This is a genomic window from Haloarcula sebkhae (assembly GCF_014647415.1).
Classification (GTDB): Archaea; Halobacteriota; Halobacteria; order Halobacteriales; family Haloarculaceae; genus Haloarcula; species Haloarcula sebkhae.
In genome coordinates this window covers 68,336-93,934 of the sequence record NZ_BMPD01000007.1, presented here as the reverse complement: position 1 = coordinate 93,934, position 25,599 = coordinate 68,336, and the positions used below count along the sequence as shown (strand labels likewise).

Annotated in this window: 25 protein-coding genes and 3 pseudogenes; 23 read left to right on the top strand and 5 right to left on the bottom strand. The window is 55.9% G+C overall.

What is annotated here, in order from left to right; all coding sequences use genetic code 11:
• Nucleotides 1-198 precede the first annotated feature (198 nt).
• The 3 genes from IEY38_RS17605 to IEY38_RS17595 all read left to right on the top strand — a co-directional run bounded on the left by IEY38_RS17605 (nucleotide 199) and on the right by IEY38_RS17595 (nucleotide 1,528).
• The gene (locus IEY38_RS17605; protein WP_188979931.1) at nucleotides 199-690 is read left to right on the top strand and encodes a hypothetical protein; all 492 of its coding nucleotides are present in this window, start codon (nucleotides 199-201) and stop codon (nucleotides 688-690) included.
• Nucleotides 691-693: 3 nt separating this feature from the next.
• Nucleotides 694-1,059, top strand: a complete 366-nt coding sequence (locus IEY38_RS17600) for a DUF7568 family protein (protein ID WP_188979860.1) — start codon at nucleotides 694-696, stop codon at nucleotides 1,057-1,059.
• Nucleotides 1,060-1,132: 73 nt separating this feature from the next.
• Nucleotides 1,133-1,528 (top strand): DUF7567 family protein, encoded by a 396-nt coding sequence (locus tag IEY38_RS17595; protein WP_188979858.1) that lies wholly within the window; start codon nucleotides 1,133-1,135, stop codon nucleotides 1,526-1,528.
• A gap of 33 nt (nucleotides 1,529-1,561) precedes the next feature.
• Here IEY38_RS17595 and IEY38_RS17590 read toward each other — a convergent pair whose 3' ends face one another.
• A complete protein-coding gene (locus IEY38_RS17590) occupies nucleotides 1,562-3,055 on the bottom strand; it encodes a hypothetical protein (protein WP_188979856.1) in 1,494 nt (497 codons plus the stop codon).
• A gap of 150 nt (nucleotides 3,056-3,205) precedes the next feature.
• On the opposite strand from IEY38_RS17590, the gene IEY38_RS17585 reads away from it, so the two are divergent.
• Nucleotides 3,206-3,778 (top strand): hypothetical protein, encoded by a 573-nt coding sequence (locus tag IEY38_RS17585; protein WP_188979854.1) that lies wholly within the window; start codon nucleotides 3,206-3,208, stop codon nucleotides 3,776-3,778.
• 13 nt (nucleotides 3,779-3,791) lie between these two features.
• Here the strand turns inward: IEY38_RS17585 and IEY38_RS17580 are convergent, their stop codons facing one another.
• On the bottom strand, nucleotides 3,792-5,156 hold the full coding sequence (locus IEY38_RS17580) for a restriction endonuclease (protein WP_188979852.1): 1,365 nt from the start codon (nucleotides 5,154-5,156) through the stop codon (nucleotides 3,792-3,794).
• Between the two features lie 136 nt (nucleotides 5,157-5,292).
• Here IEY38_RS17580 and IEY38_RS17575 point away from each other — a divergent pair, with 136 nt between their 5' ends.
• The 15 genes and pseudogenes from IEY38_RS17575 to IEY38_RS17510 all read left to right on the top strand — a co-directional run bounded on the left by IEY38_RS17575 (nucleotide 5,293) and on the right by IEY38_RS17510 (nucleotide 18,194).
• Complete coding sequence (locus IEY38_RS17575; protein WP_188979850.1) at nucleotides 5,293-5,739, top strand: hypothetical protein; 447 nt, start codon at nucleotides 5,293-5,295, stop codon at nucleotides 5,737-5,739.
• Nucleotides 5,736-6,290, top strand: coding sequence for a DUF6166 domain-containing protein (locus IEY38_RS17570; RefSeq protein ID WP_188979848.1), 555 nt, complete (start codon nucleotides 5,736-5,738; stop codon nucleotides 6,288-6,290). The genes IEY38_RS17575 and IEY38_RS17570 overlap by 4 nt, the downstream gene beginning before the upstream one ends.
• Nucleotides 6,291-6,368: 78 nt before the next feature.
• The gene (locus IEY38_RS17565; protein ID WP_188979846.1) at nucleotides 6,369-6,563 is read left to right on the top strand and encodes a hypothetical protein; all 195 of its coding nucleotides are present in this window, start codon (nucleotides 6,369-6,371) and stop codon (nucleotides 6,561-6,563) included.
• Between the two features lie 264 nt (nucleotides 6,564-6,827).
• The gene (locus IEY38_RS17560) at nucleotides 6,828-8,162 is read left to right on the top strand and encodes a pentapeptide repeat-containing protein (RefSeq protein WP_326838525.1); all 1,335 of its coding nucleotides are present in this window, start codon (nucleotides 6,828-6,830) and stop codon (nucleotides 8,160-8,162) included.
• A 301-nt stretch (nucleotides 8,163-8,463) separates the two neighbouring features.
• A complete protein-coding gene (locus tag IEY38_RS17555) occupies nucleotides 8,464-8,949 on the top strand; it encodes an HNH endonuclease signature motif containing protein (RefSeq protein WP_188979844.1) in 486 nt (161 codons plus the stop codon).
• Nucleotides 8,946-9,563 (top strand): DUF6166 domain-containing protein, encoded by a 618-nt coding sequence (locus IEY38_RS17550; protein WP_188979843.1) that lies wholly within the window; start codon nucleotides 8,946-8,948, stop codon nucleotides 9,561-9,563. Before IEY38_RS17555 ends, IEY38_RS17550 begins: the two co-directional genes overlap by 4 nt.
• Nucleotides 9,563-9,694, top strand: coding sequence for a hypothetical protein (locus tag IEY38_RS21700; protein ID WP_268238779.1), 132 nt, complete (start codon nucleotides 9,563-9,565; stop codon nucleotides 9,692-9,694). Before IEY38_RS17550 ends, IEY38_RS21700 begins: the two co-directional genes overlap by 1 nt.
• Nucleotides 9,691-10,356, top strand: a pseudogene (locus IEY38_RS21865) (hypothetical protein). Before IEY38_RS21700 ends, IEY38_RS21865 begins: the two are co-directional and overlap by 4 nt.
• An 85-nt stretch (nucleotides 10,357-10,441) precedes the next feature.
• Nucleotides 10,442-11,647: a hypothetical protein gene (locus IEY38_RS17540; protein ID WP_188979842.1), complete on the top strand. Its 1,206-nt coding sequence runs from the start codon at nucleotides 10,442-10,444 to the stop codon at nucleotides 11,645-11,647.
• Between the two features lie 66 nt (nucleotides 11,648-11,713).
• Nucleotides 11,714-11,935 carry a hypothetical protein gene (locus IEY38_RS17535; RefSeq protein ID WP_188979841.1) on the top strand — a complete coding sequence of 74 codons (222 nt, stop codon included), beginning with the start codon at nucleotides 11,714-11,716 and terminating at the stop codon, nucleotides 11,933-11,935.
• A 124-nt stretch (nucleotides 11,936-12,059) separates the two neighbouring features.
• Nucleotides 12,060-13,061 (top strand): DUF6610 family protein, encoded by a 1,002-nt coding sequence (locus IEY38_RS17530; protein WP_188979840.1) that lies wholly within the window; start codon nucleotides 12,060-12,062, stop codon nucleotides 13,059-13,061.
• A 71-nt stretch (nucleotides 13,062-13,132) separates the two neighbouring features.
• Nucleotides 13,133-13,477, top strand: coding sequence for a hypothetical protein (locus IEY38_RS17525; protein ID WP_188979839.1), 345 nt, complete (start codon nucleotides 13,133-13,135; stop codon nucleotides 13,475-13,477).
• A 300-nt stretch (nucleotides 13,478-13,777) separates the two neighbouring features.
• The gene (locus tag IEY38_RS17520; protein WP_188979838.1) at nucleotides 13,778-14,710 is read left to right on the top strand and encodes an ArdC-like ssDNA-binding domain-containing protein; all 933 of its coding nucleotides are present in this window, start codon (nucleotides 13,778-13,780) and stop codon (nucleotides 14,708-14,710) included.
• A 1,664-nt stretch (nucleotides 14,711-16,374) separates the two neighbouring features.
• A pseudogene (locus tag IEY38_RS17515) lies at nucleotides 16,375-17,365 on the top strand (transposase).
• Between the two features lie 61 nt (nucleotides 17,366-17,426).
• Nucleotides 17,427-18,194, top strand: a complete 768-nt coding sequence (locus IEY38_RS17510) for a DUF7093 family protein (protein ID WP_004592232.1) — start codon at nucleotides 17,427-17,429, stop codon at nucleotides 18,192-18,194.
• Between the two features lie 68 nt (nucleotides 18,195-18,262).
• Here the strand turns inward: IEY38_RS17510 and IEY38_RS17505 are convergent, their stop codons facing one another.
• Nucleotides 18,263-18,952: a hypothetical protein gene (locus IEY38_RS17505; protein ID WP_004592231.1), complete on the bottom strand. Its 690-nt coding sequence runs from the start codon at nucleotides 18,950-18,952 to the stop codon at nucleotides 18,263-18,265.
• A 126-nt stretch (nucleotides 18,953-19,078) separates the two neighbouring features.
• Between IEY38_RS17505 and IEY38_RS17500 the strand changes: the two genes are divergently transcribed.
• Nucleotides 19,079-19,522 carry a hypothetical protein gene (locus IEY38_RS17500; RefSeq protein ID WP_229775370.1) on the top strand — a complete coding sequence of 148 codons (444 nt, stop codon included), beginning with the start codon at nucleotides 19,079-19,081 and terminating at the stop codon, nucleotides 19,520-19,522.
• Between the two features lie 3 nt (nucleotides 19,523-19,525).
• Here the strand turns inward: IEY38_RS17500 and IEY38_RS17495 are convergent, their stop codons facing one another.
• Together IEY38_RS17495 and IEY38_RS17490 are read right to left on the bottom strand one after the other, a co-directional pair.
• Nucleotides 19,526-20,554 (bottom strand): disk-shape morphogenesis protein volactin, encoded by a 1,029-nt coding sequence (locus IEY38_RS17495; RefSeq protein ID WP_188979836.1) that lies wholly within the window; start codon nucleotides 20,552-20,554, stop codon nucleotides 19,526-19,528.
• 166 nt (nucleotides 20,555-20,720) lie between these two features.
• Complete coding sequence (locus IEY38_RS17490; RefSeq protein WP_229775369.1) at nucleotides 20,721-21,608, bottom strand: DUF7139 domain-containing protein; 888 nt, start codon at nucleotides 21,606-21,608, stop codon at nucleotides 20,721-20,723.
• A 344-nt stretch (nucleotides 21,609-21,952) separates the two neighbouring features.
• On the opposite strand from IEY38_RS17490, the pseudogene IEY38_RS21860 reads away from it, so the two are divergent.
• The 3 genes and pseudogenes from IEY38_RS21860 to IEY38_RS17470 all read left to right on the top strand — a co-directional run bounded on the left by IEY38_RS21860 (nucleotide 21,953) and on the right by IEY38_RS17470 (nucleotide 25,580).
• Nucleotides 21,953-23,111 (top strand): annotated as a pseudogene (locus IEY38_RS21860) (transposase).
• A gap of 376 nt (nucleotides 23,112-23,487) precedes the next feature.
• Entirely contained in the window at nucleotides 23,488-24,918 is a 1,431-nt protein-coding gene (locus tag IEY38_RS17475; protein ID WP_188979835.1) for a CARDB domain-containing protein, read from the top strand.
• On the top strand, nucleotides 24,915-25,580 hold the full coding sequence (locus IEY38_RS17470) for an ABC transporter ATP-binding protein (RefSeq protein WP_004592226.1): 666 nt from the start codon (nucleotides 24,915-24,917) through the stop codon (nucleotides 25,578-25,580). The genes IEY38_RS17475 and IEY38_RS17470 overlap by 4 nt, the downstream gene beginning before the upstream one ends.
• The last annotated feature ends 19 nt before the right edge of the window (nucleotides 25,581-25,599 follow it).

Genomic DNA, 25,599 nt, shown 5'->3' with positions numbered 1-25,599 from the left:
ACAAAAATAGGTTGATTACCTCTCCAACAGGAACAGCCGTTAGATACACTATTTTTATTGATCACAACCGGGTCAAGACGTTTCACCTGCTGAGGATTTCAACAGAGCGGGAGAGGTTGTTTCTGCGCCGGCGATGGGTGCCGGCGCAGCTGGAGCGAGCAACGACACCCGGTGCGTCGGCGTTTCGAGGTGTTCGAGATGCACATGGTGATTTACGCACTGGTAGAGGCATCGACGCACGACGACGCGCTGGCCACCGGAAAGTCGGTGTTCGACCGCTTGGTCGGCGCGGACCCACACGCCGGCGCCGTCTTCGACTACTACGTCACGTTCGACGAGGAGGACACGTCCGTTGCGGGGAAGGCGCGATGGGGAGAGTTGCCGACTGCAGCCCCGGTCGACTCCGACGACGGCCAGGATCTCCTCGAGCGTGGCTGGGAGGCGACGAAGGAGGAGTTCGAGCGCAACCTCGAGCGGGTGAAAGAGGCCATCGACGAACTCTCCGACGAGGAAATCATGCGCGACGAGGCCCTCGCCCGGCACGCTTTCCACCAGGTCGGTGCGTACGACGGCCAGACGATCTTCCTGTACACCGAACACGGAACCGGCATTCGCCACCGTGGACAGCTGGACCGACTCCTCGAGGAGAGTGAGGAGCTCTGGATCGTGCCAGCTGACGTCCACTTCTGAACGATGCCCCGCATCACCAACTGGCGACGTGAGAGCCGCTCGCCTACGCTCGCGTATCGGAACACCGAGACCGCTGCGCGAGCTGTCCTGTATCAAGCGCCGGATTCGTATCGGTACAAATGGCGTGGAGCAATCCTCGTCGACGGCTACCCGGTCTGGTCGCAGGGGTACGAGACGAAAGACGCGAAGTCATTCCGTGAAGAGCTCCGGGAGCGTCCCACACCGGACCTCAGCTGTCCGGAGTGTACGAACGACGACGTCCTCATCGGCGAGAAGGCAGCAGACGGGGCGAAAGTCCAGCGGTGGTACGACTGTCCTAACTGTGGGTACGAAGCCCCCTCATGCATCGTCTACGGCGCCGAACGGTGAGTAAATGAGCGCTGGGTGCTGTTTTTCGGCCGGGCACGAGGTGGTGGCCCGGGACGGCCGGGGTAGTCAACCAATGACTCTCGAAGAACTTGACCGACACAGTGAGGCACTGTTTGAGTTCCTCTGGTGCCCCGTCTGCGGGCAGGAAGTCTTCACTCACATCCCCTTCGAGGGGGTGTTCTGCAAGAACTGCAACACCCAGGTCGAACTCCAAGAATCCCGAGAAACACGCGGCTACGAGGAGGCCGTGCTCGCCTGCTTCGATACCGACACGACCTGGAACCTCCACGTTGATGAAAAACTGCGCCGCGACCTGCCTGATGGGTCAGCGCGCGTGAAGATCATAGGTGCACCGGGCGCCTACGAGGTCGACTGGTGGAGTCCGAAGCCGGGTGAGGATTGGGAGCCGGTTGGACGAGGTGAGTTCGACAACGTGGAGGAACCTTCAGAGGTGTCGCATCTGGCGTAGTGCCCTCGGTGAATATCGATTTTGTCTATGTGTTCAAGGGGGTGTAAGTTCTTCTGCGTTGAAGGCGTCGGCTAATTGGTCAATGATTCCTTGATCGACATCGGTCAGGTTGGCGACCTGTCCTTCGATGTAGGGTGGGTCGCTGAGATTCTTGAGGGTGTTATAGTTGACGAGGATATCTAGGTGGTCGGGTACGTTGTCGTATTGAAGGCCTGAGTCCGCTGTCAAGATGATTGGATCGGCATCATTGTCATCTTGTGGTATTCCGATTCCGGTGTAGCCTTCGATATAATCTCCGACGATCTCGTCATCAACCCGTGACTCCTCGTTCTTGATTACAAGCATTGTCAGGTCACCGGTTGCATTTTTTACATCCCGGATCTGGCTGCGGAGCTTTTTCGTGACGTTTGCTCTTGCATCGCTTTCCTCTGGATTCATCGAGGCAGAGTAGCGTCGTGCGACTTCGTATGAGGGCTGTGGCTGCGGAAGAGTGACTTCGACCCATATGGTTTCTCCGCCTGTCGTGATCTTGGCGTCCGGGACACCACCGTTCGGTGCTTGCTGTTCGATTTCTATGGCGTTAACTCCGAGTTCTCTTCTGAGAGCGTTGAAGACCTCTATCTCTGCAATTGTACTGTCGAAGCTTTTCCGGGTCAGGAGTTCATTTCGGAGACGGGCGGTTGGATCGCTGTTTTGGCCGTTTCCCGGTGTGATCAGTTCGATACAGTGGTCGTAGTAGGCGAGTTCGTCGGTGTAATCGAGTCTGAGTAGTTTGGTCAGTGGATGAGTGTTGTGCTGCTGGAGGTCGGGTATCGGATTGTTGTTGAGGCTTAGGAGAGCCGCCAGGTGGGTGTACTGAGATAGATTGGATTGTATCGTGCTCCAGTCAACGGTGTTCTTCGTACTCCATTCAAGATCGTTCAGCAGGATGGAGACTTTGACGACTTCGTAGTTCTTGTCCTGGTAGGCGTTGTCTGGTTCAAGACCTTCCAACTGTGCTATATCCTCAAGTTCGTCTTTGATTGGCTGTATCTCTGAGGAGAAGTCCGTAGCACCGTGGCCTGAACTTTCCTCAAGGAAGCATTTCAGCGTGTTTTCGAGGGTTCGGAAAAAGAAGTAGCTGCAGGTGTTGTACCAGTTCGACATCTGATGGGCCATCTCATTTTCTTGGCCTCTGTAGAAGTGAGGGATTAAGGCTGCCAGGTAGTGTGCTTTCCTGAGGTATTGGCCTTGGATTTTCTTGTCGATGAATTGGTTGACAGCATTGATATCGTGGATTCCGATTGCTTCAAGTCCGCGTCCGAGGTCCGATGAGGCCGCTACAGTACTTTCTTTTGAGATCAGGTAGGCGGTTTCCAAGCATTTTGTGTGATTCTGATTGACGCAGGCCTCAAATATATCGGACACGTAGTATAGACTTCCAGGTGGTGGATGTCCGATGTTCTGTATGAGACCTTTTATTTCATCCAGTTTTTGGCTACAGTTGAGTGAGCTGTCTTGCTGAATTTGTAGGAAGTCCCCAGTCATTGGTTATCTGGCTGTTGGATATTGGCGTGCAAAAGGGCTTACCGAGGAATCGGAGATCGGTCTACAGTAAAAGAATTAGCTCTTGTTCTATGGATAGTGTTGTTTCTGCGCCGGCGATGGGTGCCGGCGCACACGCGTCGGCGGTTATCGATGTCGACACGAAGTCAACTCCGATTCATCCAACGGAGCGAGACCGCAGATGAACAGCCCAAAACCGACCGCATCGCACAAATCTACCGACACTCAGACGGCTATCCCGACAGCGTCCTCCGTGACCTTGACCAACTCAAACAGCTGCTCGACGAGACACGAACAGAGCGCGGGCCTGCGTACGCCGCTGCCCAGTTCCTGTTTCTCGACACGCTCTCGACGATGACCCTTTACGTCGATGAAAGGCGTGATCAAAGTATCCACGCCGACCACCCCTCTGACCTCCTCGATCCGACAAACATGGAGCATCTGGACCAGCCACTGTTCCTGCTGGGCCACGGCGTCGAGAATCCAGCTGACGGCATCCACGGTGACGAGGAGTACCTCTACGTTGTCGAGCTCCCGACGCGGAACCCGTTCGACGAGCCGGCCGAGTGGACGGTCAAGGTGAGCGGTCATTCCGCCTTCCCGCGCTGGGATGGCCCGACCGACGAGGCCTTCGAGCGGGCCAGCTGGCAGTTCAACGGCCCGCTGGAGGACGCACTCGAAGAACTGGTGGCTGAGCCAGCCTGAACACCGAGCGCGCTCAGATGATGCCGCCGATGACGAGCAGCCCGATGAGGAGTAACAGCGTGGTGATCGCGCTACCCCCGGCTAGCCACTTGTTCTCCATCGCCTTCTCGTGGAGCGGCATCTCGGCGTACTCCTCGCGGAACGCCTCGAGATTCTCCTGGTTGTAGAAGTACTTCGTCTTCAGCGCAAACCGTTCGGTCACTGCACAGCCGGTACAGACCGGTTCGCCTTCGAGTCGTTCGGTCTTGATGTGGCTGTCGCAGGCGATCGCCCCGCAGTTCGGACAATAGGTGTAGGTCTCGTCGACGCCGCTCGTCTCGCAGTGGACGCACCGATGAATCCCGTCCTCCAGCCTGACCCGCGAAGGGCCAGCAGTATAGTATTCGTATGGATACGAATACTCCTGGAGCTCGGTCGTCTGCCGAACCTCAGGGAGATACACCGGCTCAATCGACTGCACCGAGATGTCCGAAAGATTCGGCTCACACGTCTTGTTGTAGGTGACGTTGTTGTCGCCGGTGTAGGTTACCGTCGACGTGTGGTAGTCCTGAAGGCGATCGACGGCCCACTCCTTGTACTCCGTCTGGGTCTGGCCGAAGCGGCGCTCCTCGACGGCGTCGAAGACCTCCCCGAACCGGTCGGCATCAAGATCGACTGTCGCGTGGAAGTTCTCGGTGACCAGCGTCGCGACATCGTCGTCGGCCACCGTCGGATGGCCACGCTCAGCGTGGACGACGAATTGTGTGCGGTCGTTGATCCGGTGGATGACGCCGACGGACGTCTCGAAAACGGCGTTGGTGTCGGCGGTGATCGCGACGGTCGGCCGGAACGTTACCTGCGAGTGTGGGGTCGGGAGGTCCGCGACGTCGATGTTCTCGATGTCGCGGAACGCTTCCTGGACGGGGGCGTCGACATCGGCGGCCGGGTCGTACGGGCGGAGCGTCTCGTCACAGAGAATCTCGATGCGCCCGTTGTAGAGGTCGAGGCCGATTTCGTCGGCGATCTCCCGGAGGTCCTCGCCGTCGAGCAACTCGATTGGATGCGGATCGTCGTTCTGCTGCAGGCGCTGTGCGTACTCCTGGGCAGGGTTCGTGAATCGGCCGGTCGTGACGACCATCCCGCGTTTCGGGCCGTCGAAGTCGAACGTCGCGATCGCCGAATGGAGCTTCTGGACGACCGGGCGACCAACGGTTCCCGTGTGCTTGCACTCGACGATGATCGCCCGCCGTGTTCCGTCGACGACTTCCTCCATCAGGACGTCCCGGCCCTCATCAGCTGTCCGCTCGGCCTGCCGGACGTTCTCGTAGCCGAGGTTCCGGAACACGTCCTCCATCAGGTCCTCGAACTCGAACCCCGAGAGGTCGTCCAGTACAGCCATCCGAATATAATTGGACTGTATCTTGCTAGAACCAAATACGTTGCCGACCTCGGCGACGAAAGCGGGTGCGGCGACCGCAGTTGTTGTTTCACGTCCCGCGAGGGGTGCGGGACGTCATCACCGTCCCGGGTCAGCGATGAGTTCTGCAAACGACAGCGAAATTGCCCCCGACCACTGGTGGTTGCATCGCCAAACAGACGACGAACACTTCGTGTTCGCCTACGAGTTTTCGGACTCCGTTCTCTGCCACGTCCAGCAGACTTCAAAGTGGCTGGTCCGGGTCGACCGGGCCGACGGGACGATCCTCTTCAGCCAACACGACCTCAGGTCGCGAGCGGCGGCGGTCGACCTCGCCCAGAGCATTATGGAACTCTGTACGATGCTCCATCGGGAGGTCGTCACGGAGCGAAGTCAAGCTCGGAAACCGGTGTACGTCGGCCCCCGAGCAACCGGGGCCGCGAACGCAAGCGATCGGATGACGGGACGCAGTCCAGATACTGCCCGTCGGCCGTCGGATTCCCGACCCCGGCAGCCACCGACCCGCCCACGAGGCCGCGATCACCGGCAGGGTGAGTTCCGATGACCGGCGGCCGAGCCTACCGCGGCGAGCGCTGTATGGGTGGTCAGCTGGTGTACACGCCCGACGGTGACCTCCTAGACAAGCACCTCCACGTCCTGCGCCGTGCTCCTGGTGGATTCGACTGGGGTCCAGAGGCCGACGAGGCCCGTGTCGATCAGCTCGCCATCGCACTACTGGCCGATTCGTCGACGAAGAACATCGCACTCGACCACTACAAGGAGTTCGCAGAATACCTGCGTAAAGAGCTCGAGGGTGAGGAGTGGCGACTCCCGTCCAGCGACATTTCGGCCGATACCTGGTCGCAAGACATCGACGTCGCTGATGAGACGCCGTCACCGGAAGACGTCGATATCACGGCGGTCGATCTCGACGAGATGACCTTCGCGGTCGAGCGAGCGCTCTGTGAGAAGCACGACATCAATATTCACCAGAGCGTCGACGACCGCCGCGAGGCACTGGAGGATGCTCGCCAAGAAGTTCGATCAGAGCCTACCAACTCGGAGGACTCGGCCACCGACACCGGCGGCTTCGAGTTCCCCGCAGCCAGCCAGTAGGGGCGGTGATGGCGTTCCCGGAGCTGTTTATTGAGCCCCCGAGAGGGGTGCGGGGGTTACCACTCCCGCGACGAACCGATGAACGGGAACGCACGACGCCCTACGTCGAACACAGCCCAGGCCGAAGCGCTTGCTAACCGTCACGATGACCCCGTCGAATACGTCGGCTTTCGCGTCGATGGCCAAGCGGTCGTTCTAAATCTCTCCGAACACCAGCGGCTCACTCCCGATCGGAGTCTCGATGTGGTCACCAACAATCTAAGCGGCCAATGATGAAGACTTGCGTAAGATATGATTTAAAATACAGTTCCCGCGCTGAAGCAAGGGAATCGGTCAGTATCGAAAAGCGCTAAGACAGTCCGAGGCGCGTTTTGTTCAGCATCTATCAGAACGGCGCTGCTGAATATAGAGGGTGAATTCAGGGCGAAGGCTGTAATTGGTCATATCAGCTTCTTCGTTAACACCAACCCACTCTTCGAGAACGAGTCGAACACCATCTCCAACATCAACACCCTCCCTATCCCAGTAATTATTCTAATGGCGGTCAGTTTGAAAGTCATGGGCGGAGATAGAGATGCCCCCGAGGGTATCTGTGGGTACACGCCATCCGCGGATTCTATCGCTGATGGGCTGGGTAGATCTTGTTGCTGGAGGGAAACGTGGAGTGATGAGAGAAATAATTCTAATTATTGTGTCTGGCATGCACCTGTTACCGACAAAACCACCGACGATTTTGGAAACGAATATCTTAGAGAACGGACAGACTGGGTTGAGCGATTGGACAGGGCGTTTCTGCGACGAGGTGAGATAGGGGCTGCTGATTTCAGAAATACGACCCTGTGTAACGCTTATATGCCGCTCGCTGATCTTTCGGGATCTAATTTTGAAAATACAGTATTGTATAAGGCGAATTTTGGTGGATCTGATCTCAGTGATAGTTTTATGGTAAATACCGAGATGAGAAATGCGATGCTTGGTGGTGCCGACCTATCGGGTACAGATTTGACAAATACAACAATTCGGTTGAGCGATCTAGAAAGAAGTGATCTGACTAGTGCTGACCTGCATGGTGCCCAAATCACCGAAACGGCTCTTGATGGTGCCAGGATGGCTGGTGCTCAAATCGACGGCAGGACGGCGATGCTTGATCATAGTGATTCTCTTTTCAAAATCCGACTCTGTGTCTACGATCCTCGTCACGACGTAGGAAAAGAAGGAACTAACGACGGAAATACCGGAGTGGATGGAGTTGCTGAAGAGGAAACAACCGACAAGAATAACGCCCCCAGAGCAGTCAAGGCGATCTCCAATGATATGGATACACGGTTGAACCAAGCTGCTAATACCTACAGGACCATCGAAAATCTAGCCAGCAAGAATGCCCGCCCCGATCTGCAAGCAACCTGCTACGTTCGCCGCCAAGACATCAGACGGAGGCAACATACTCACGCCGCCAAAACAAGTGAGAGTCTCCGAGGCACTATTAGTAACAAGGCTCGTTGCGCTTTCCAGTGGCTCTCATGGGCGACGATGAAATACGGAGAGAGTCCTTGGCGTGTTGTCTACACCTCGCTTGCGGTCATTCTCTTATTCGGTCTGGTCTACCCCATTGTAGGTGGGCTGACAGTTACTGCTGGGGCACCGACAATCGATGCCTGGCAACCGATTGGTCAAATACCCCGGAGTCCAGACTTCGTGGGAGAAGTTCTATTGAGTCTGTATTTTAGCGTTGTGACGTTCACCACGCTAGGTTATGGAGACATACAGCCCTCCGGCGCGACCGCCAAACTGCTCGCCGGCGTTGAATCGATGGTGGGGGCGGTGTTGATAGCCCTCTTAGTAGCGGTCCTCGGTCGGCGTTTGATGCGGTGATCCATTAGACGGTTCTGATGGTATGAAAGCCTACAAAGTCGAACCGGTCCTCAAAATCAAAGCGGCCAGTTTCGCTCGGGAACTATCGGTGACAAGCGCGCGCCCTGTATGTAGCACGACTCACTGAACGATACTCCAATCTGATAGAAATACCTACTGTACGTTGGTCAATCCATTGGGCAGCTGGTTCCGGTCCCCTGTGCCATATTTACCGGCCTGAAATTCAAGTACGATTCCGGGTCGGTAGTGTTTATTGCCCCCGAGAGGGGCGCGGGGTAACCTCACTCCGCGACACCGAGCTATGACCGATGCAGATCACCCGTGGCGAGATGAATCGCTACTCCGCGACCTCTACTGGGATCAAGAGTTGAGTACAACCGAGATCGCTGACAAACTGGGCTGTACGCAACAGACGGTCTCAAAATGGATGCAACGGCTCGATATTCCACGCCGAGACCCGCGCGACGCGGCCCCGAATCGACGACGACATCCCGCCGTGTTCACCGACCGTGGCTACGTCATCTGCGCCTCGAACTATCGCGGGACGACGGACTCCGTCGGGATTCACCGACTCGTAATGGTGGCAGAGCGCGGGTTTGATGCCGTTGCGAACAAGCACGTGCATCATAAAAACGGCGTTAGATGGGACAACAGGCCAGGAAACCTCGAACTCCTCAGTCGCGCCGAACACGCTGACCGGCACGACTTCGGGTCCGAGATTAAGCCTACTGACTATGAGTGGGACGTCTCAGATCGCGAGCGGGATGAACGGGGGCGATTCAAATGACAACGGTGTGCGTCGGCCGGCGTCGACGAGGAGAAATGGTTGTCACTCGCCTACCTGACAATATAAAGCTCACCCCCGACCGCAATCTCGATTTCGTCAATCACAGTCCGAGTGGCTTCGAGATCGGGTATCGTGGTAGCGGGCCCGCACAGCTCGCCTGTGGGCTTCTCCTCGACTACTACGACGACACCCAAGTCGCCCGAGAGCACTATATCGCGTTCCGCAACCGCGTGATCAGCCAGCTCAAGTGTGACGGTCCGGCGGCGTGCTGGCACCTCACCGGCGAAGAAATCGATGCGACGATGGCGACGATCACCGACGACGTCGTCGCCCTTCCCGACGGCGGGGAGCCGTCACCGTCGCTCCCCGAGAACTGGCGAACGGTCACTCGCCCCGACCGGCGGGTCTTCCAGCGCGCTGACTGCGACCACTACATCGTACTCGGAGACGGAACCGACGGATGGCTGGCAGTCCTCTGCAGCCAGGGTGATCGCGCCTATCCGGCGCCCTTAGCGAGCCGGACAGTATCGGACGATGGCGATGTCGAGCGGGCCATCCGTGACCTCGCCGACGAGAGCAACGGTCTCATCGAGCCACAGGAGGGAGAGTGCTGATGGAGACGCTTCGACTCTCGCGAGCCACCCATCAGCTCATCGAACGTGGGGTCGAGGCGCTCGAGAAGATCGGTCGCGAGCTGGAACGGTACAACGATCGGCAAGAGCGCACTGACAGCGCAGACTCGTGACGCAGACACATTCTTTCAACCACCGTTCGAGTACCGGCTTCCAGTACACACGCAGTCCCGAGCGGTGCGCGTGTCCCATCCATCGGGAAGGACAGCCGGTCACGGCACCGCTCGGTTTGCGGTTCGCAGAGCGCGTCCATATCGAATCGATCCCGCGCCACGTCGCCGGCGCGATCTACGAGGCCCATCATTCCTATATGGACGATGTCCCGCGGACGAACCTCGTCCATCACGGCCTCTGTTACCAGGACCAGCTGTTGGGTGCGATTACGTAGCGCTATCCGCTGATTCGCTCGCTGAAGTACGATGGAACTCGATACGAGGGTGACGAGATCGTCGAGGCAGCGCGGATCTGTATCGGCGTCGACTTCCCAAATCTCGCCTCCGCTGCCCTCGCCCGGTCGATGGAGCGGTTCGTGCGGCGTCACGGCCGGCGGCGAGGCGTTCGGCTTCTGCTGACGTTCGTCCGGGCCGACTTCGACGGCTCGATGATCAAAGCGCTCAGAGACAAAGGCTGGCACTGTGCCGGGAAAACGGAGCCCGGACAGGCAGGTAACCGCCCCGACAAACAGATCCGAGAGTGCCCGAAGTGGCGGTTTCTCTGTGAGATTCCGGCTGAGCCCGACCGAGAACAGGCCTCCCTCTCCCGGTGGTCTTGTTAACCAACGACCTTCCACCCTCTGAGCCCGGTGTTGGTTAACGTGGTGTTGTTGTTGCGCCCGGCAGAGGGGCGCAGGGCGCGAGACGATGCAGGCGGCCGTCGATGAGCGTTCCTGCGTCGAGGTGACCGAGATGAAAGACCCAGAGTCGAGAACCATCTTCGCTGGCGTCGATGGACGTACCGACACCGAACTGCCCGAGTGGTACCGACAGCGTCACGGGGGCGAGAATCCCGTGTCCTTCGCCGAGGCGATCCGTGATCTCCCGCAGGCTGTCGAGACGACCGTGGCCTACCAGAACCCCTACACCGACGAGTGGATCAAGACGGAGCGGTTCAACGCGCTCGTTGAGCCGAGTCGCGCTCGCTCACAGGTTCAAGATGATGACGCTGAGACGGATCCCCTATTTCATATCCCGACTGACAGCTACGCCATCATCAATCCGGTCGACGTCTACGGGCCGCTGGAGGAGGTCCTTCGCGAGGAGACTATCAACGGGACGCCGCTGGGCGATGTGATGTTCGGCGAAATCCGGCGCTACCGGGGCGGCGGCGAGGTCCATATGGACATTATGTTCGACGGCCTCGAGGTGCGCCTCCCTGGCCGGTCCGACCCGATCACGATGGGCGTCACGTCGGGCTACGACTTCTTCGGTGAGCACGCCGTCTACGTGGAGGGCTTCGCTCAGGACGGCTACTGTTCGAACACGATGCGCTCGCTCACCGACAAGGAGGTCATCAAGCACGTCGGCGACGTGCGGAACTTCCGGACCTGGTGGGAGGAGCTCCTCGCACAGGTCGAACTCGTCGCCGACGATCTCTTCGAGTTCATTCGGGATGCCCAAGACATCGACCTCGATTTCTCCGAGCTCCCGTTCACCGTCAGGGAGTTCTACACCCTGCTGGGGTTCCCGGACTACCTCGCCGAGCGCGCCGCGAGCGATGCGGAGGCCAACGCGGCCTCACCCGTCGCAATCGATATGTGGACGCTCCATTCTGGCGCGACGTACGCGCTCACGCACTTCTTCCAGGGCAAGGAAGGCGCGTCGCTGGACGGCTACGTCCGCACGGCCAACGACATCCTGTTCAACCCAGAGGGCACTATCGAGCGCGTCGAACGCGCCTACGAGGAACAGCTGGAGACGGATGGCGACGACGGGTCGCAGGCGTCGCTCGCCGGCGAGCGGGCGCTTGCGAGCATTGAGCGCGTCAGCGATGATCTGCAGGAGAAGGTCGACCAATTCGAGGAGCGTGAGGATGCGCTTCGCGAGCGATTCCAGGACGCGATGGCCTGACGCAGCGATGGAGCGGTAGTCGTCTCTTCTGTCTTTCTCTCCCGTGAAGGGTGGAGGGCGATAGCGATGGAGAAATCCGCAGACAACGACGGGGGTGACGACGAATTCCCACCCGAGAAGCGCCTCGAAGCACCGAACTATCGACTGATCAAGGCCGGGATCGCGACGATCCCCGATATGGAGACACTCCGGGAGTGTGTTGCCTACGAGAACACGCACCAGAACCGGACGCAGATTCTGCGTCGCCTCCAGTGGAAAGCAGAAGAGTTGCGTGAGGAAGAGAAGTAGCCATCTCGCTTAACCAACAGACGGGGTAATCAATTCCTCCTGTTGGTTAATTTGGAGAGAATCTCGTTTATCCGACCCCCTGAATGGGCGCGGGGCGGCCACCAGCGGCCTCGCGAGTTCAGTTATGTCCCTCGATTTGAGTACAGCCTCCAGCACGGCTAGCGACATCGTTGCCGCCAAACAAGCGGACTACGTGGCGTTCCTCCATCGAGTTCCATTCGCTGCTGATGCGTTGGCCCTCGGATATCTTCCCGGGTTTCGGGAAGACTGTGGGTACCAGGCAGACCAGTACCTGAATCTCGAGATTCCTGTCGGGATGCTCGACAACGACTCCCGGAATCCTAATCTGGAGCGGTTCGTCGACCGCTTCTTCGAGCACGAGCCCCAGGTCGGTGTCATCGGCGACATCTACGAACCGGGTGATGTCGACGCCTACGTCGCTGCTGCTCGTGAGATCCAAGCGAGCTATCCCGAGGCCCAGCTCATCGTCGTCCCGAAGTGCCAAGCGGTGATCGACGAGATTCCTAAGGATCTCGTCCTCGGGTATTCGCGGGGATACGCCGACCGCCTAGCCCACGAGTTCTCCGACCCAGCCGATTGGAGAGGACGGCGCATCCACATCCTCGGGGGGAGTCCGCCCAAGCAACTCGACGCCATTCGGCAGCTGACCAGACCGACACTCACGGACGAGCCACCGGCCGACATTGTCGGTATCGACTGGAACGGGTTACACCGTGGCGCACAGTTCGGCGAATTCTGGACGGCAGACGGCTGGGACGACAGCGGTCGCGACGCTGACCACGTCACCGTGCGAAAGACGGTGCGCCACAGCCTCGCCCGCATCCGCGAGTTCTGGCAGGCTCACGGAGTCTGGCCTGAATCCACACCCCAAGACGACGGATTGGACATCGAGTACGAAGGGCCGCGGCCAGCCGATCTCGAGCGAGCGGCCTGTACCGAGTGCGGGACGAACGTCTGGCGAACTCGCCGCGGCCCGTACGTCGCGGAATACGATACCGGCGTCATCTGTGGATACTGCAGCTACGAGTGCTACTTCAGCCACCGTCATCAGAACAACCTGGAGGAGATCGCCGGCGAGCAGAGCGTCTACCTCCCGCCGGCGTGACTTCGCGACCTGTTTTTTGTGCCCCCAGAGAGGGCGAGGGCACCCTCGAATGCTCTCAGAGGTGACTTCCAGTGAGTCAACAAAGTCCCGACAACGTCTCGATCGACGAGATCCCGGTCGATATCGACACCACGCAATCAGCGGAGGTCGAGCCCGCCGACGTCCCCGACAAAATCGAATCCATCACCCGTGGGCTCGCCGGTGAGCAGCCGTCGACGAATCCGTTGGTCGTGCTGAAAGCGGCCCGGTGGTGGTACATTCACGGCAAGGGCGGCACGGATCCCGCCTTCCAGTGGGCCATCGAGTGGGCGCGTCACCGTGCGACCGACACGCCTAGCGACGTCGAGCGGTTCGACGAGTTCCTCGAGTACCTCGTGACGGTTGGGTTCGCTGAGGAGCGATCAACACTTCGCTGATCAGAGCTTGTAGCAGGCGACATCCGCAGCCCCACAGCTGGGACACTCTTCGGCGTCCTCTGAGAGTGTCTCCCCACAGTTTCGACACTCCCACAGAGTCGATGAATCACCATCGACGGCTCTTCGGAGTGTACTCAAGAGTCCCATCCTAGCTCGGCTGAGGTACGCATGATTATTAACACCACCTCCTGATAGCCATCCCGACTTAAACAAAATCGCGGTGAGTTGTTTTTCTGCGCCCGAAGGGTGCGGCGCGTTCTGAACTGCTGCAATCGCGGTGAACTCAGTTCGGTGAACACAATGGCTACGACCAGTGACTCGTCGGTCTCCTTTGAGCAGACCGACACGCGAGACGACGAGATGAACAGTACCATCGAACAGTGGATCGACGACTTCGTCGCCGGCGTCGACAACGCGCAGGCCAGCGCCGAGTTCCAAGAGTGGCTGGACGTCCAGAGTCGCTTCCATGACTACTCCTACCGAAACACGCTCCTCATCAAGCGGCAGTGTCCCGAGGCGAGCCGGGTGGCGGGCTATCGGACGTGGCAGGAGGAGTTCGACCGCCACGTCACGGAGGGCGAGTCAGCCATCTGGATCTGGGCGCCGATTATCACCAAGCAGTGCCCGGAATGCGAGAATTCGCCGAGCTACCACGAGGACAGTGACTGTGAGTACGACGAGACGCCGCCCGAGGAGTGGTCCGAGGGGCTGGTCGGGTTCAAGCCCGCGCCGGTGTTCGATATCTCCCAGACCGAGGACGAGCCGCTTCCCGACCTGAACACGGAAGCGACCGGGGACACCGGGGACCTCGTCGACCAGTTGACTGCCGCCGCGGATGAACTCGGCGTGACGGTGCGAATCGTCCCAGCCGAAGAGTGGACCCACAGTAAGGCGAAGGGTATCTGCGAGCGACTGAGTCTCGTCGACGCCCAGCCGCTCGTCGAGGTGCGTGATCGGGAGAACGAGGCCGACCTTGCGCGGACGCTGATCCACGAGTACGCACACGCCCTGCTCCACTTCGACGTCGACGACGACACCGAGCGGACGAAACGCGAAGTCGAGGCCGAAGCCGTCGCGTACGTCGTCGGGCGCTACTGTGGGTTGGACACCAGCGGCTCGGCGTTCTACCTCGCTGCGTGGGAGTCGGACGATCACGGGGTCGTTCGCGAGCGCCTCGGCCGGATTAGTCGAACAGCAAAAGAACTCATCGATGTACTCGAAGACGGCGCCTGAATCCTCATAAGTTGGAAAGCCAACTGAGATCTTGACGGAGGTTATCCAAGAGAGCAGTTTCAAGAGCTATCTCAGTGACAGCAATACACATTAATCCTTTATTGATCACACTATACTAGCGGTTAACTTACCATTCTATTGCGTGGCTTTCATTATATACTCACGATTGAATTATTCATAGGGTGATCGTTCAGCGTGACCAATACGAAAGTTCCGGGACAATGTCCACAGTGTGGCTCGATCGATATCCTAGTAGTCAGAATAGCACCGATTGATCATGAGCACGGGGACGAGTGGCGTACCCATGCCGAGTGTATCTGTTGTGACGAGTATACGGAATGGTTCTAAAACCGTAGCAGTGAGCATAACTCCTCGATACCATGCCGGCCCCTGAGTGCGCAACCATGACTGGTCCTGTTATAGCCAGACAACCGCTAGTATGGACGCTGCTGTGCCGCTATCACCTGCTATTGGTTGTGGGTTCACGTTCAGATCTATCTTTTCGACATCAGCTGCTACGGAGCTAGATAGCAGAGACACAGACTGTTTTGAATGTTGGTTCGGTATGGGGGACCAAGACGTTTGGAGAACGAGCGCACCTCCGACAACCATCCGGCGGTTTGGAGTGTGTCTCAATACGGCGAGGGTATCGATCAGAGAGACAGTCGCTATCTCAGATTTTCGGATGTTACTTTTCACATAGTCCGGTCCAGAACTGAGATTATACGCGTCTGAAGCACAGAACGATCCACCGACGTACGGGCCAATATCCCGGCCACGCTCCAAACACGTGTATGCGAACCATTCAGCAAGCGTCTCAAAGGATGGGTGTATCGGCTAACAAAACCATCTCAGAATCGACATCAGCTGCCACAACAGCTACGGTGGATTCATAGTTGTCTCAGTAGCGGGCCGTACCCTCGCTGTCGAGACCTGGGAAGAGCAGTTGGCTTGGATGAACAACTTACATCTTATATCGTCATCACCGTTGAGGAGTCACCGATGAACCCGTAATGCCCGGAAGAGAAATGCCCCGACCGGAGGCCAATCACTGAGATCATACAAAGAAGGCAACTCGAAGCTCGCTGGCAGAGGTGAGACGACGTGGGCTCCTATGATGGCAGTCAACAATCATCGGCAGTGACTGAAGGATACTATCGGTTACTGACTAACCGAAGGACCGATCTCAGCGCGCCCGCGGATATCTTCCCTGATTAGCCCCACGATGTCGTTTGGAGTTTTGCCGATGCGTGGCTTAGAAAGCTCGATTTTCTATTTGAATCGGTCGGTTTCGTGTTCAGTCGGAACGGCTCCTGTTGTTCACACCCTTGACACGCGTATGGATCCTGAAAGTCACTGTGTATCTGTGGAAACTGAGTCAGTGCTCACACTATTGACACTCAAATACTGTTTCAATCACTTTCAGACGGATATCCGCGCCACTTGAACAGTCATCTGTGTTGCGACGGGATTCTCGTGATGTACGTAGTATAAAGTGCGTATCGGATCCGTGTTGTGGTGATTACATACCCAGACGCCGGTCTGCGATAATGAAACTACCAGGGGAGAGTAGGACTCGCTCACTAAATTAAAATAGTTGTTACTGGTTGTGAATGGGCCTGTCATAGAAAGCCTCCCAAGGGAGGCCGCAGGGTTTGGAAACTGTGTCCACCAGCTCCAACGCCCTGCAAAACGTAGCTTCAGTCAACGAGTTGTTGAATGCAGCGGCTACCGAGACAGTGCCGCTGTTTGAGCATCTCGACTTCGAGTTTCTGCTGGAGTACGACGTGTTCGCCCCCGCTTCGAGGGGGCGAACACGAGTTCACGGACCACCAGACCTCTTCTACGGCTTTCTGCACTGCTACTACGAGAACGTCTAGGCACTCGTCCAGTGACACGAGAACTCCGGCACAGCCTTGTCTGGTACTACTGCGGACTCGGCAAACCGCCATCTAGGGACACCGTTGACCAGTTTCTCACTGATCTCGAGCCTGTCGTTGACGATGTCTTCGAGAGGCTCATCGAGCAGGCCGCCGCCCGCGGCCTGCTCGACTCCACATACTCCATCGATTCGACCCACATCGAAGCAATCCAACACAACGACGCTGCATCGTGGAACTACAATCCAACAACCGAGGAGTACTACTACGGTTCGGTTGTACACTCGTCTCAACTGGCGCAAAGATCCCGATAGCAGCGGAGTTTACACAAGCCAAGCAAGCGGATCAGGAGACGGCGATGCGCGTCATGCGTGACGCGCTCGCCGTCGAGACACCCATCTGGATGCTTGGAGACAGCGCCTACGATATCCTCGACTGGCACGACCACCTGCTGGCCGCAGGGGTCGTGCCAATCGCTCCGTACAACCCGCGAAACACTGACGACCCACTGGACATCGAGTACAGAGTCGAAGACCGCATCGAGGAACACAGCGAGGACGTCCAGCTGAAACAATCCATCTTGGAGGAGACGTACAACCACCGGACAGGCGTCGAACGAACCAATGACGCGGTGAAGGACTGCGGCCTCGGGCACGTCCGCGCCCGAGGCCGCGTCCACGCACGAACAGAAGTGTTCGTTGCGCTCTGCCTCCGGCTCGTTGTTGCAATCACCAACTACGAGCGAGGAAACGATCCGGGCTGTGAGAAGCTATGAGATCGGTTCTATGACAGGCTCTGTGAATAGCTTCTTAGTCATACGAAATAAACAGTTATGCATGGGGATGCGCTGTGAACTATTTGGACACGATTTTGATAAGTCGAAGATAGAAGAGTCGTACAATGAACGCGAATGTGGCACTATTCTAACCGTTCGGGAATACAAGTCATGCCAGCGATGTGGACATATCTACAACATCTCCGAAAATCAAGGCCTGATATCTAACATAGAGGAATCAAAGGGACATGACGGGCAGTCAAACGAGGCTGAAGATAGAGCCGAAACGAAGCAACGAGTGAGACAAAGAAGGAATACAGAGGCTGAGACTGAAGCAACAGACTCAGGACAGAGGGTAGAAAAACCAGAAACGACCGATACGCCCGAACCAACGGTGGCCGCATCAAACACAGTCGCAGAACAGTCTTCGGACATAGAAGTGAGTAATAAGTCCTCAGCGGTGACTTTATCCAAGTCACTGGAGAAGGCTGACGACGCCGTGATACTGTCTGATTCAGAGACACAAGAACCAGATGACGACAACGCCACGTCGCTGAATAGCGACGATGCGATGATTATTGATGGTGATACAGATACTGCGCACTCATTGACTGAGACTTCTGAGGAACCTAGGACTGGAAACAGCCGAGGCGGGAGTTCGCACACAGCGGACGACTTAGAGAACACTACAAACAACCCAGATCCCACATATCAGTGTCCAAGATGCGAGTTCGAACTCCCTGCGAGTAAATCGTCGTTCTTTACTGGAGATGTCTGTCCACAGTGTCGGGTAGGCTATCTTGAAGACACATCTGACAGCGAATTGTAAGCATTCGACGAGACGAGATACCAAAGAGATCATCGGCGCGCGATAGTAGTTTCTCAATGAGTATCTGGTCAATAGTTTTGGAATAGCAGTTTTCGCACGTCATCTTTCGTTCGTGCACTCACTGTTGAACCGTCGGGGAGCGTGACTTCATATGGTTCGTCGTTTTCATTTGACTGGGTCCATTTCTCATTATGCTCAGTCAGCAAGCGGTTAGCGACCGAAAGGGTGTCTCCCGAAGTGTTGTCAGCTATCTCATTTGGCTCAGCTGCGTCATTGGCTTCGATAGTGTCGAGCGTTGAACCAGTCTGCGTCGACGCACCGCTTTGTTTGCCACCGTGTCCGCCACTGGGCGTATCCGTTGGTGTGTTTGGACCAGTAGCCGCCTTTTCGTCAGCTTTGTTCGCTCTTGTGTCAAGTTCGATCTCTGCGAGGCGAGTCGCGAGTTCACTCGTCCCAAGCGCCGAAAGCAGCCTCCCTCGCATCTCGTCAGCTTCAATGCCGCTTCCAGCGACCTCCGATAGATCGGATGCGACGTGTTGGAGTTCCGGATACTCTGCTGAAGCGATTCGTTCGTAGTCGGTACGGCTCAGGCTTTCTCTGTCTTCAAGTCGGGCTGGCGGCGTATATGTATCGAGGAGGTAGTCAACGACATCTTGAATACGAATATGACCATACATTTCGATGAATGCGCCTTCAAGATCCTCCTGAATTGATGTTAACTCCGCCTGTTGTGCGTCTGTAATCTCAATCTCTGGCATCGCTTCCAACATTGGTCGCCCATCTCATAATTCGTTCTCTATATAGAGAGAGTTGACAGAAATATTGTATAGCAAAAACACGCATAATCTGATATGCGGTGCCCACGCTGCGACTCTGACCTCAGCATGTATACGCTTGCGACCGCTGACCAGACAGCTATAGTCTGTGAATCGTGCGGCTTCGCAGACAGCTCTACGTCGCATCACAATGAAGTATCCCCCACAGAATCTTGGGAATTTGCCTTTGCCCGGTTCAATCAGTATCCTGATTTTAATCTCAATAAACCCGAAAATACTGGCCGGACACCCAGTATCCCGATTCCAGAACAGGGTGAGTCCACAGGCCGAGCAGAATTCTCACTCGAACAGGCTGGTGTTGCGGTGGGGATATCTCTGAGTTCTGATGCTAACAAGTTCCGCCAAGACACTGCTGACGAATTGAACCGTGCTATCGATGAAGGCGAAAGTAAACTAAGTGGAGGATTTACAGCCAAATTTGAGGAGGATGATGAGAATAATCAAGATACGGAAACTAACACCGACAAAACGGGGAAGGAACTGAGTGAATAACCGTTACTCGGCAGTAGAATCAGGTTCGTTAGCCTGCTCGGTTTGGCCCTCGCGCTCTTCTTCCGACCGCGCTGCGACGAGTGCTCCCTGTGCGACGCTATACAATGGATTTTCAGCTTGGCGCACATCGCTAATCGAGAACGGTATCTCAGAGTCATTGATCCGTTCAGCGAACAACTCTTCGAAGCCGTCAGGGCTCGATGTCCCGCCAGTTACAACCACCGGGACATCCAACCCCTCCTCGACATCTTCCTCATCAACTTCACTGATGATGTTCTCGATGACATAATCAAGGAGATTATCATAATAGATGCTCAATGCACCTTCAATACCACCGACGTCCGTCTCAAAGTTGAGTGTGAAATTCTCCTCTTTAACCGAGGTAACCTTATCGACGGGCGTGCCAGTCGCCTGTGCAGCTTGCTCGTCAATCCAGTCACCACCACGTGCGATAGAGAACTTCATTACGGGGACTGCATAGTAGGATAAACAAACGTTGGTCATCCCAGCGCCAAAGCTGATACCGAGACCAGTGAATTCACGATTTGCAAGCTCGGAGTAGATGACGGCCATCCCCTCATTGATCGGCTCCGGGCTGTATCCCATATCAGTAAGTAGTGATTCAATCGTCTTTTGATGATATAGCGTCGAGACATCGGCATCGATTGGGTCTGCGGGAACCGAGAAAAACAGGCGCTCATTCGGGAACTCCGGCTGTCCCACCACCTGTTCAGTAATGAGCTTAATCATCGGGATTGCTGATTGCTCGTCACTTGAGAGAATCCCAGCCTGCATTGGGCGCCGTGTCTCCTCGCTAAAGATGTTTGCGAAGTTCAGGGCGTCGTCACCGACGATGTAAACCAGATCATCCTTGCGGATGTGGAGAACATCGCTTCTCGATAGCATTTGCTCGGCCATGTCACTGTAGTCAATTTCGACGAAGGAGTTCCGCTGCTGCACGAAGACCGTCTCGTTACCATCCTGGCGTGCAGACAGAAGGTTCATCGTACCGACATCAAGACCTTGAGGCATACGGTTGTATTTTCTCCACCACGTTGAAAAAGCTATCCTGTAGTATTGCAACAGACTATATTTTAGTTATGAATTTAGAACGAAAGAGACACGCATACATTCTGACAGGATCGAGCTTATGCAACGAGAAGGCCACAGTAGACCTCATATGGATTGGGCAGGCTGTTTATTTAAAAAATGACTGGAGACGGCTAACAATACCCTTCTCCTCTTCCACGCCGGTTTCTACATCATCGTTCTCGGTCTGTTCATTTCGGAATTCGGTGAGAGCATTGACCTGTTCTTCGGTGCCGGTGCTTCGTTCTGTCTTTGATTGGCCACCCTGCAGTTGCCTGAGTCCATCCACCGCATCGTCAATATCATTGCTGTCAGCCCGTGTCGTGGTCGCCTCGGAGTTCTTGATGGCTGTCCGGTCAAGGTCAGAATCTGTGTCCGGCATATCCAGGTTCAGCCGCTTGGTCTTGGGTTGTTGTTCGACGCCACCCCACGATAAATCCGTTCTTTCTAGAGCTTGTTCTATGTCGGTGTCGACATCGCTTTTGCTAACCGATTCCGACTTATTCTCGGCCGACTCAACCGCTTCGGGTGACTCGGTTGACGTTGTCGCTCGCTCAAGGTAGTGTGCAACCAGCGCCGCCCCTATCGAAGCTACGAGCATAACGAGCCCAGTGGCGTAGACGCTGATTGTCCAGACGCTACCATTGGTTCCCTCACTGGTAGTCCACCCGTACGGAAAAATATTAACCAAAATAATAGTTGCGGCGAGACAAAACACTGCGCCAGCAGCACTGACAACTCGAGTCCTGAAGCCAACTGGGAGGAGCACAACGACGCTCAACAGCACGGAAGGCAATCCGATGAATCCGATGACAAGTGCAATCTCCCGAATCTCCCAGTACAGCGGACTCCCAGATTCTAGGACGTTACTGTACAAAAAAAGACAGAACCCGAGAATAGCAAGGGCGACCCCAGCGAAAAAGAGGCCAAACCCAACGTAGATGTCCCGCTCTTTAGCCGGTTCGCCGATATACTCGTGATAAGTCGATCTGAACATATCGCGATAGCCCGACACAGGGTCGGTAGACGCGGAGGACCTGTCCGATGTAGATGTAGAGCTCATTCAGTTTGTTATCTTATTCGGATGGTGTTAAAGATGAGCTTACTCTATCCCACTCAATCTTACTTACAAAAATCCGAGGCAAAAGCCTCACCCTTGACGACAGGGATGAAGCCGACCAGCAGTATGCAACCGCCACAATGGCATAGACGGGGCTGGGCAGTGTCTAACGCGTGCGGCTATGATAGTAATAGTAACGCTCTTACGAAGTAGATTGTTGATAGCGAGAGCTAGGGCTGAAAGTCGAAGAGGGCAAGAGCACCGCGCCAGCGGTGCCCGATATGTTCCCAATACACCGGTTCGTATCGGAATCGGCTGCAGCGGACCTGCTACAAGGTTTGCTGGCGTGACGGCGTTGAGTGCCCCCGCTGCCGTTTCTGACCGTCAGGTCAGAACGGCAGCTGTCGGGTGTATCAACGGTATTTGTGTGAGAATTGCGGTCGGACGTTTGTCGTCGAAAGCGCGACCGTTCAACAGGTCAGGCGAAAGGATAGGGAAGCACGGTGCTCGTTCTTCGCCCTCAAACAGAAAGGCGAGTACGCCAACCCGCCATCGTACTGAGGCAACGAGGAGGACGGACGCGAGCTCCGCACCTACATTCGGTGCAACCAGAACACGATTCAGTGAGGCAAACGTAGCCGTCTCGAAGTCCCTGTCGGGCAAGAACTGAAAGGCGAATACGGACTCGTCTACCACGAACAGCTCCGCCTCGAAGTCTGAGCCAACCCGAAGTGGGGGCGGCAATTAGGGTCGTCTAGAACTTGAGTACGACGAGGTGAGCGACCGTCTAGGGCTTTCCAACCGGTCACCATCCCTGATTCGACTGGATGGACCACTGGCTTCTCATGAAGCCGCCCTCGACGTTGGCGAGAACAATCTTGTTGCCTGTTCCACGACTACTGGAACCAGTACCTCTACGACGGTCGGAAGTTGTTCGAATGGTTCCGCGAGACGACTGATGAGGTTGCCCGTCTACAGTCGAAACCCGAGAGGGCCTACTCCTCGAATCAGATTCGATGGCTGTACCGACAGCAGACGAAACATCGTGACCACGCACGCGCTGGTGTGTGGCTGCGTCACACGGCTGTACGAGGAGGGCGTGGCGACGGCGTACGTAGGCGACTAACCGACGTGCTGGAAACGCACTGATCGGTCAAGGATGAACGAGAAGACGAACAACTTCGAGTGTGCAAAGAGTTCATCCACCGTCTCACGTGTGTTTGTGAGGAGTACGGCATCTCTTGGAAGCCGAGTCGGAAGCGTGGACGAGTTAGACGTGCCCCGAATGTGGCGACCTCAAGAATACGGTTCGCCACGGAGATGCGCAGACGTGTCCATGCGGATTCGAGGGGGACGACCGCGATTGGTCGGAAACCATACCCTCATGGGAGTCCCTCAGAAATGCGCACGAACCTGCAAGTTGCCTCCGTGGGTCAATAGCGGGACTCCAACGGAGGTACCCTCGTGCTTTAGCGCGGTGAAATGCCAATCGTCCTGTAGTTTTGCGCGCGAGTATCGAGATATACGGTCTACCTGAGTAAAAGAGGGGATATCAACGATACCACATCGATTATTGGGCTGGATTTGTCCTTCTTTTGTGGCCAATCGGTGTATATCATTGGGAATGAAATTTACCTTTGGCTTACCAGTGGCGATATGTGAAGAGTAATATACCGCAATACCGCTCTGGATTGGAGCATGATTGTCTGAGATTTCGAAATACAGCGATTCATCATGATTGGGGCAAATGAATCTCAGTCAGCTACTTCGAACCCTGCTTGCAATAACAGCGCTTTGTAGCAGTTTGGTTGTTCCGATGGCATCTACCGGTGCAGCCCAAACGGGCAGTGATGCTTACGTTACGGTGGGAAACATCTCGGTCTCTCCAGAGACGCCGGAGCCGGGAGAAAGAGTCACTATCAGAGCAGAGTTTCGAAATTCCGGGAGTAGCAGTGCTGCAATAACAATCACGGAAGCAAGTCTCAGGTCGGGGGGGTCATTACTGGATACCGCAGACGACCTTGGAAGCCTCGGGGTAGGCGACTCAACTGAGGTACCCTTCTCGACGACATTCGACAGTGAAGGGGAAAAGAAGCTCACTATTGTACTTCGCGGAACGTCTCCTAATGGCGGTATCTCCGTTATTAAAAAACCGGCCTACCTGGAGGTAGAGCGTTCTTCTGATGTTACATTGGCGGTTACAGAAGTCTATGAGACTGATGCGGCCGTTGGGGCGGAGACACCAATTAATGTCACGGTCGCAAATGGCAACAGCGAGGCCATTACTGGCGTCCAACTCAAACTTAGCGGCGCCAGTGTAAACGATCCGAACCGAATTACAGGCTCGATTAACGGAGGGACAGAGGAGCACTTCCAATACGAGATCACATTTGATAAGAGAGGGACACAAACGCTTTCTGGAGAAGTCATGTACAACACGGTTGACGGAGACGCACGAACGACAACAAAAGCAGTCAGTATTGACGTTGTCAGGCCAGAAGTCAGATCTGATGTCTCTGCAAAAACGCTATCCAATGGTGATACTGAAGTAACACTGACTAACTTTGGCAACACAAGATTCAGCGATGTCGAGATAGCGGCAATGGAAGATGATGACATCGTTGCACAGAACCTGATGGCAGATATTGCACCAGATTCGAACGAGTCCGTTGTCTTTGACATTCCGAGTTCAGTCGATGGCACTGTGACGTACACTGCGACTTACACCGCCGCCGGAACATCTCATACAACATCGCTGCAGGATCAATCAACGGTATCAGGAGAAATTCGACTGGTCAGTGTTGAGGCGTCTCAGTCCGGAACTGGTATCACCATCTCGGGTGATGCTGCGAATCTCGGCAGCACTACTGCAGACTCCGTCTTAGTTAGTGTTGCAGACACTGACAAGGTGAGTCCGACAGCACCCACAGGCGAGTACTACGTTGGTGAGGTTGAGAAGAGCGAATTTAGCACATTCGAACTGACGGCAGAAACAGGGTCAAGCACCGATTCAATCCCCATTGAGATCACATATGTAGTTGACGGTGACCGCGTGACAACGACACAGGAGATCGGAATCAAAGCGACAGGCAATAAAAACACTCCCAGAAACAACGATCAGGGCCAGTCCGCAAACGACCAAAATCCGCCGGAAAGTGGACTCCCACTAACGGCAATCGGCGTGACTCTGGCATTCATTGCTATCGGTATCATCGGGTTCGGAGTGTACCGCTGGCGTAACTCATGAGTGTTATCAAACTTAGCGATATCGTCAAAAGGTATCAGAGCGGAGAGGAAACCGTCGAGGCGTTAAAAGGAGTCGACTTTCATGCCGAGCGTGGTGAGATGGTACTCGTAACTGGCCCATCTGGGTCCGGAAAAAGTACGATGCTCAACATTATCGGACTCCTCGATACACCGACGGAGGGTACTGTTTGTCTCGATGGGTTGGATGTGACAAACTTCGATGTGGACGAGCTTACAGAGCAACGACGGTCGTCACTCGGTTTCGTCTTCCAAGACTTCCACTTGCTCCCAATGCTCACTGCCGTCGAAAATGTCGAGCTTCCGTCAATGTGGGATCGAAGTGTCGATCGCCGGGATCGAGCCATGGAACTACTCAAAATAGTCGGGCTTGGTAACCGTCTTACGCATACACCCGCTCAACTTTCCGGCGGTCAACAGCAGCGCGTTGCTATTGCCCGTGCACTAATTAATGAGCCTGATATACTCCTCGCAGATGAACCGACCGGAAACCTCGATCAAGAGACTGGTCGAACGATTCTTGAGGAAATGACTCGTCTTAAGCAACAGGAGAATATCGCTATCATTGCAGTGACACATGATGAGCAGATGGAGGCTTATGCGGATCGTATTGTTACCCTCGTTGACGGGGTGATTCAGTCGTGAGGTGGCTACGACGTTCCCC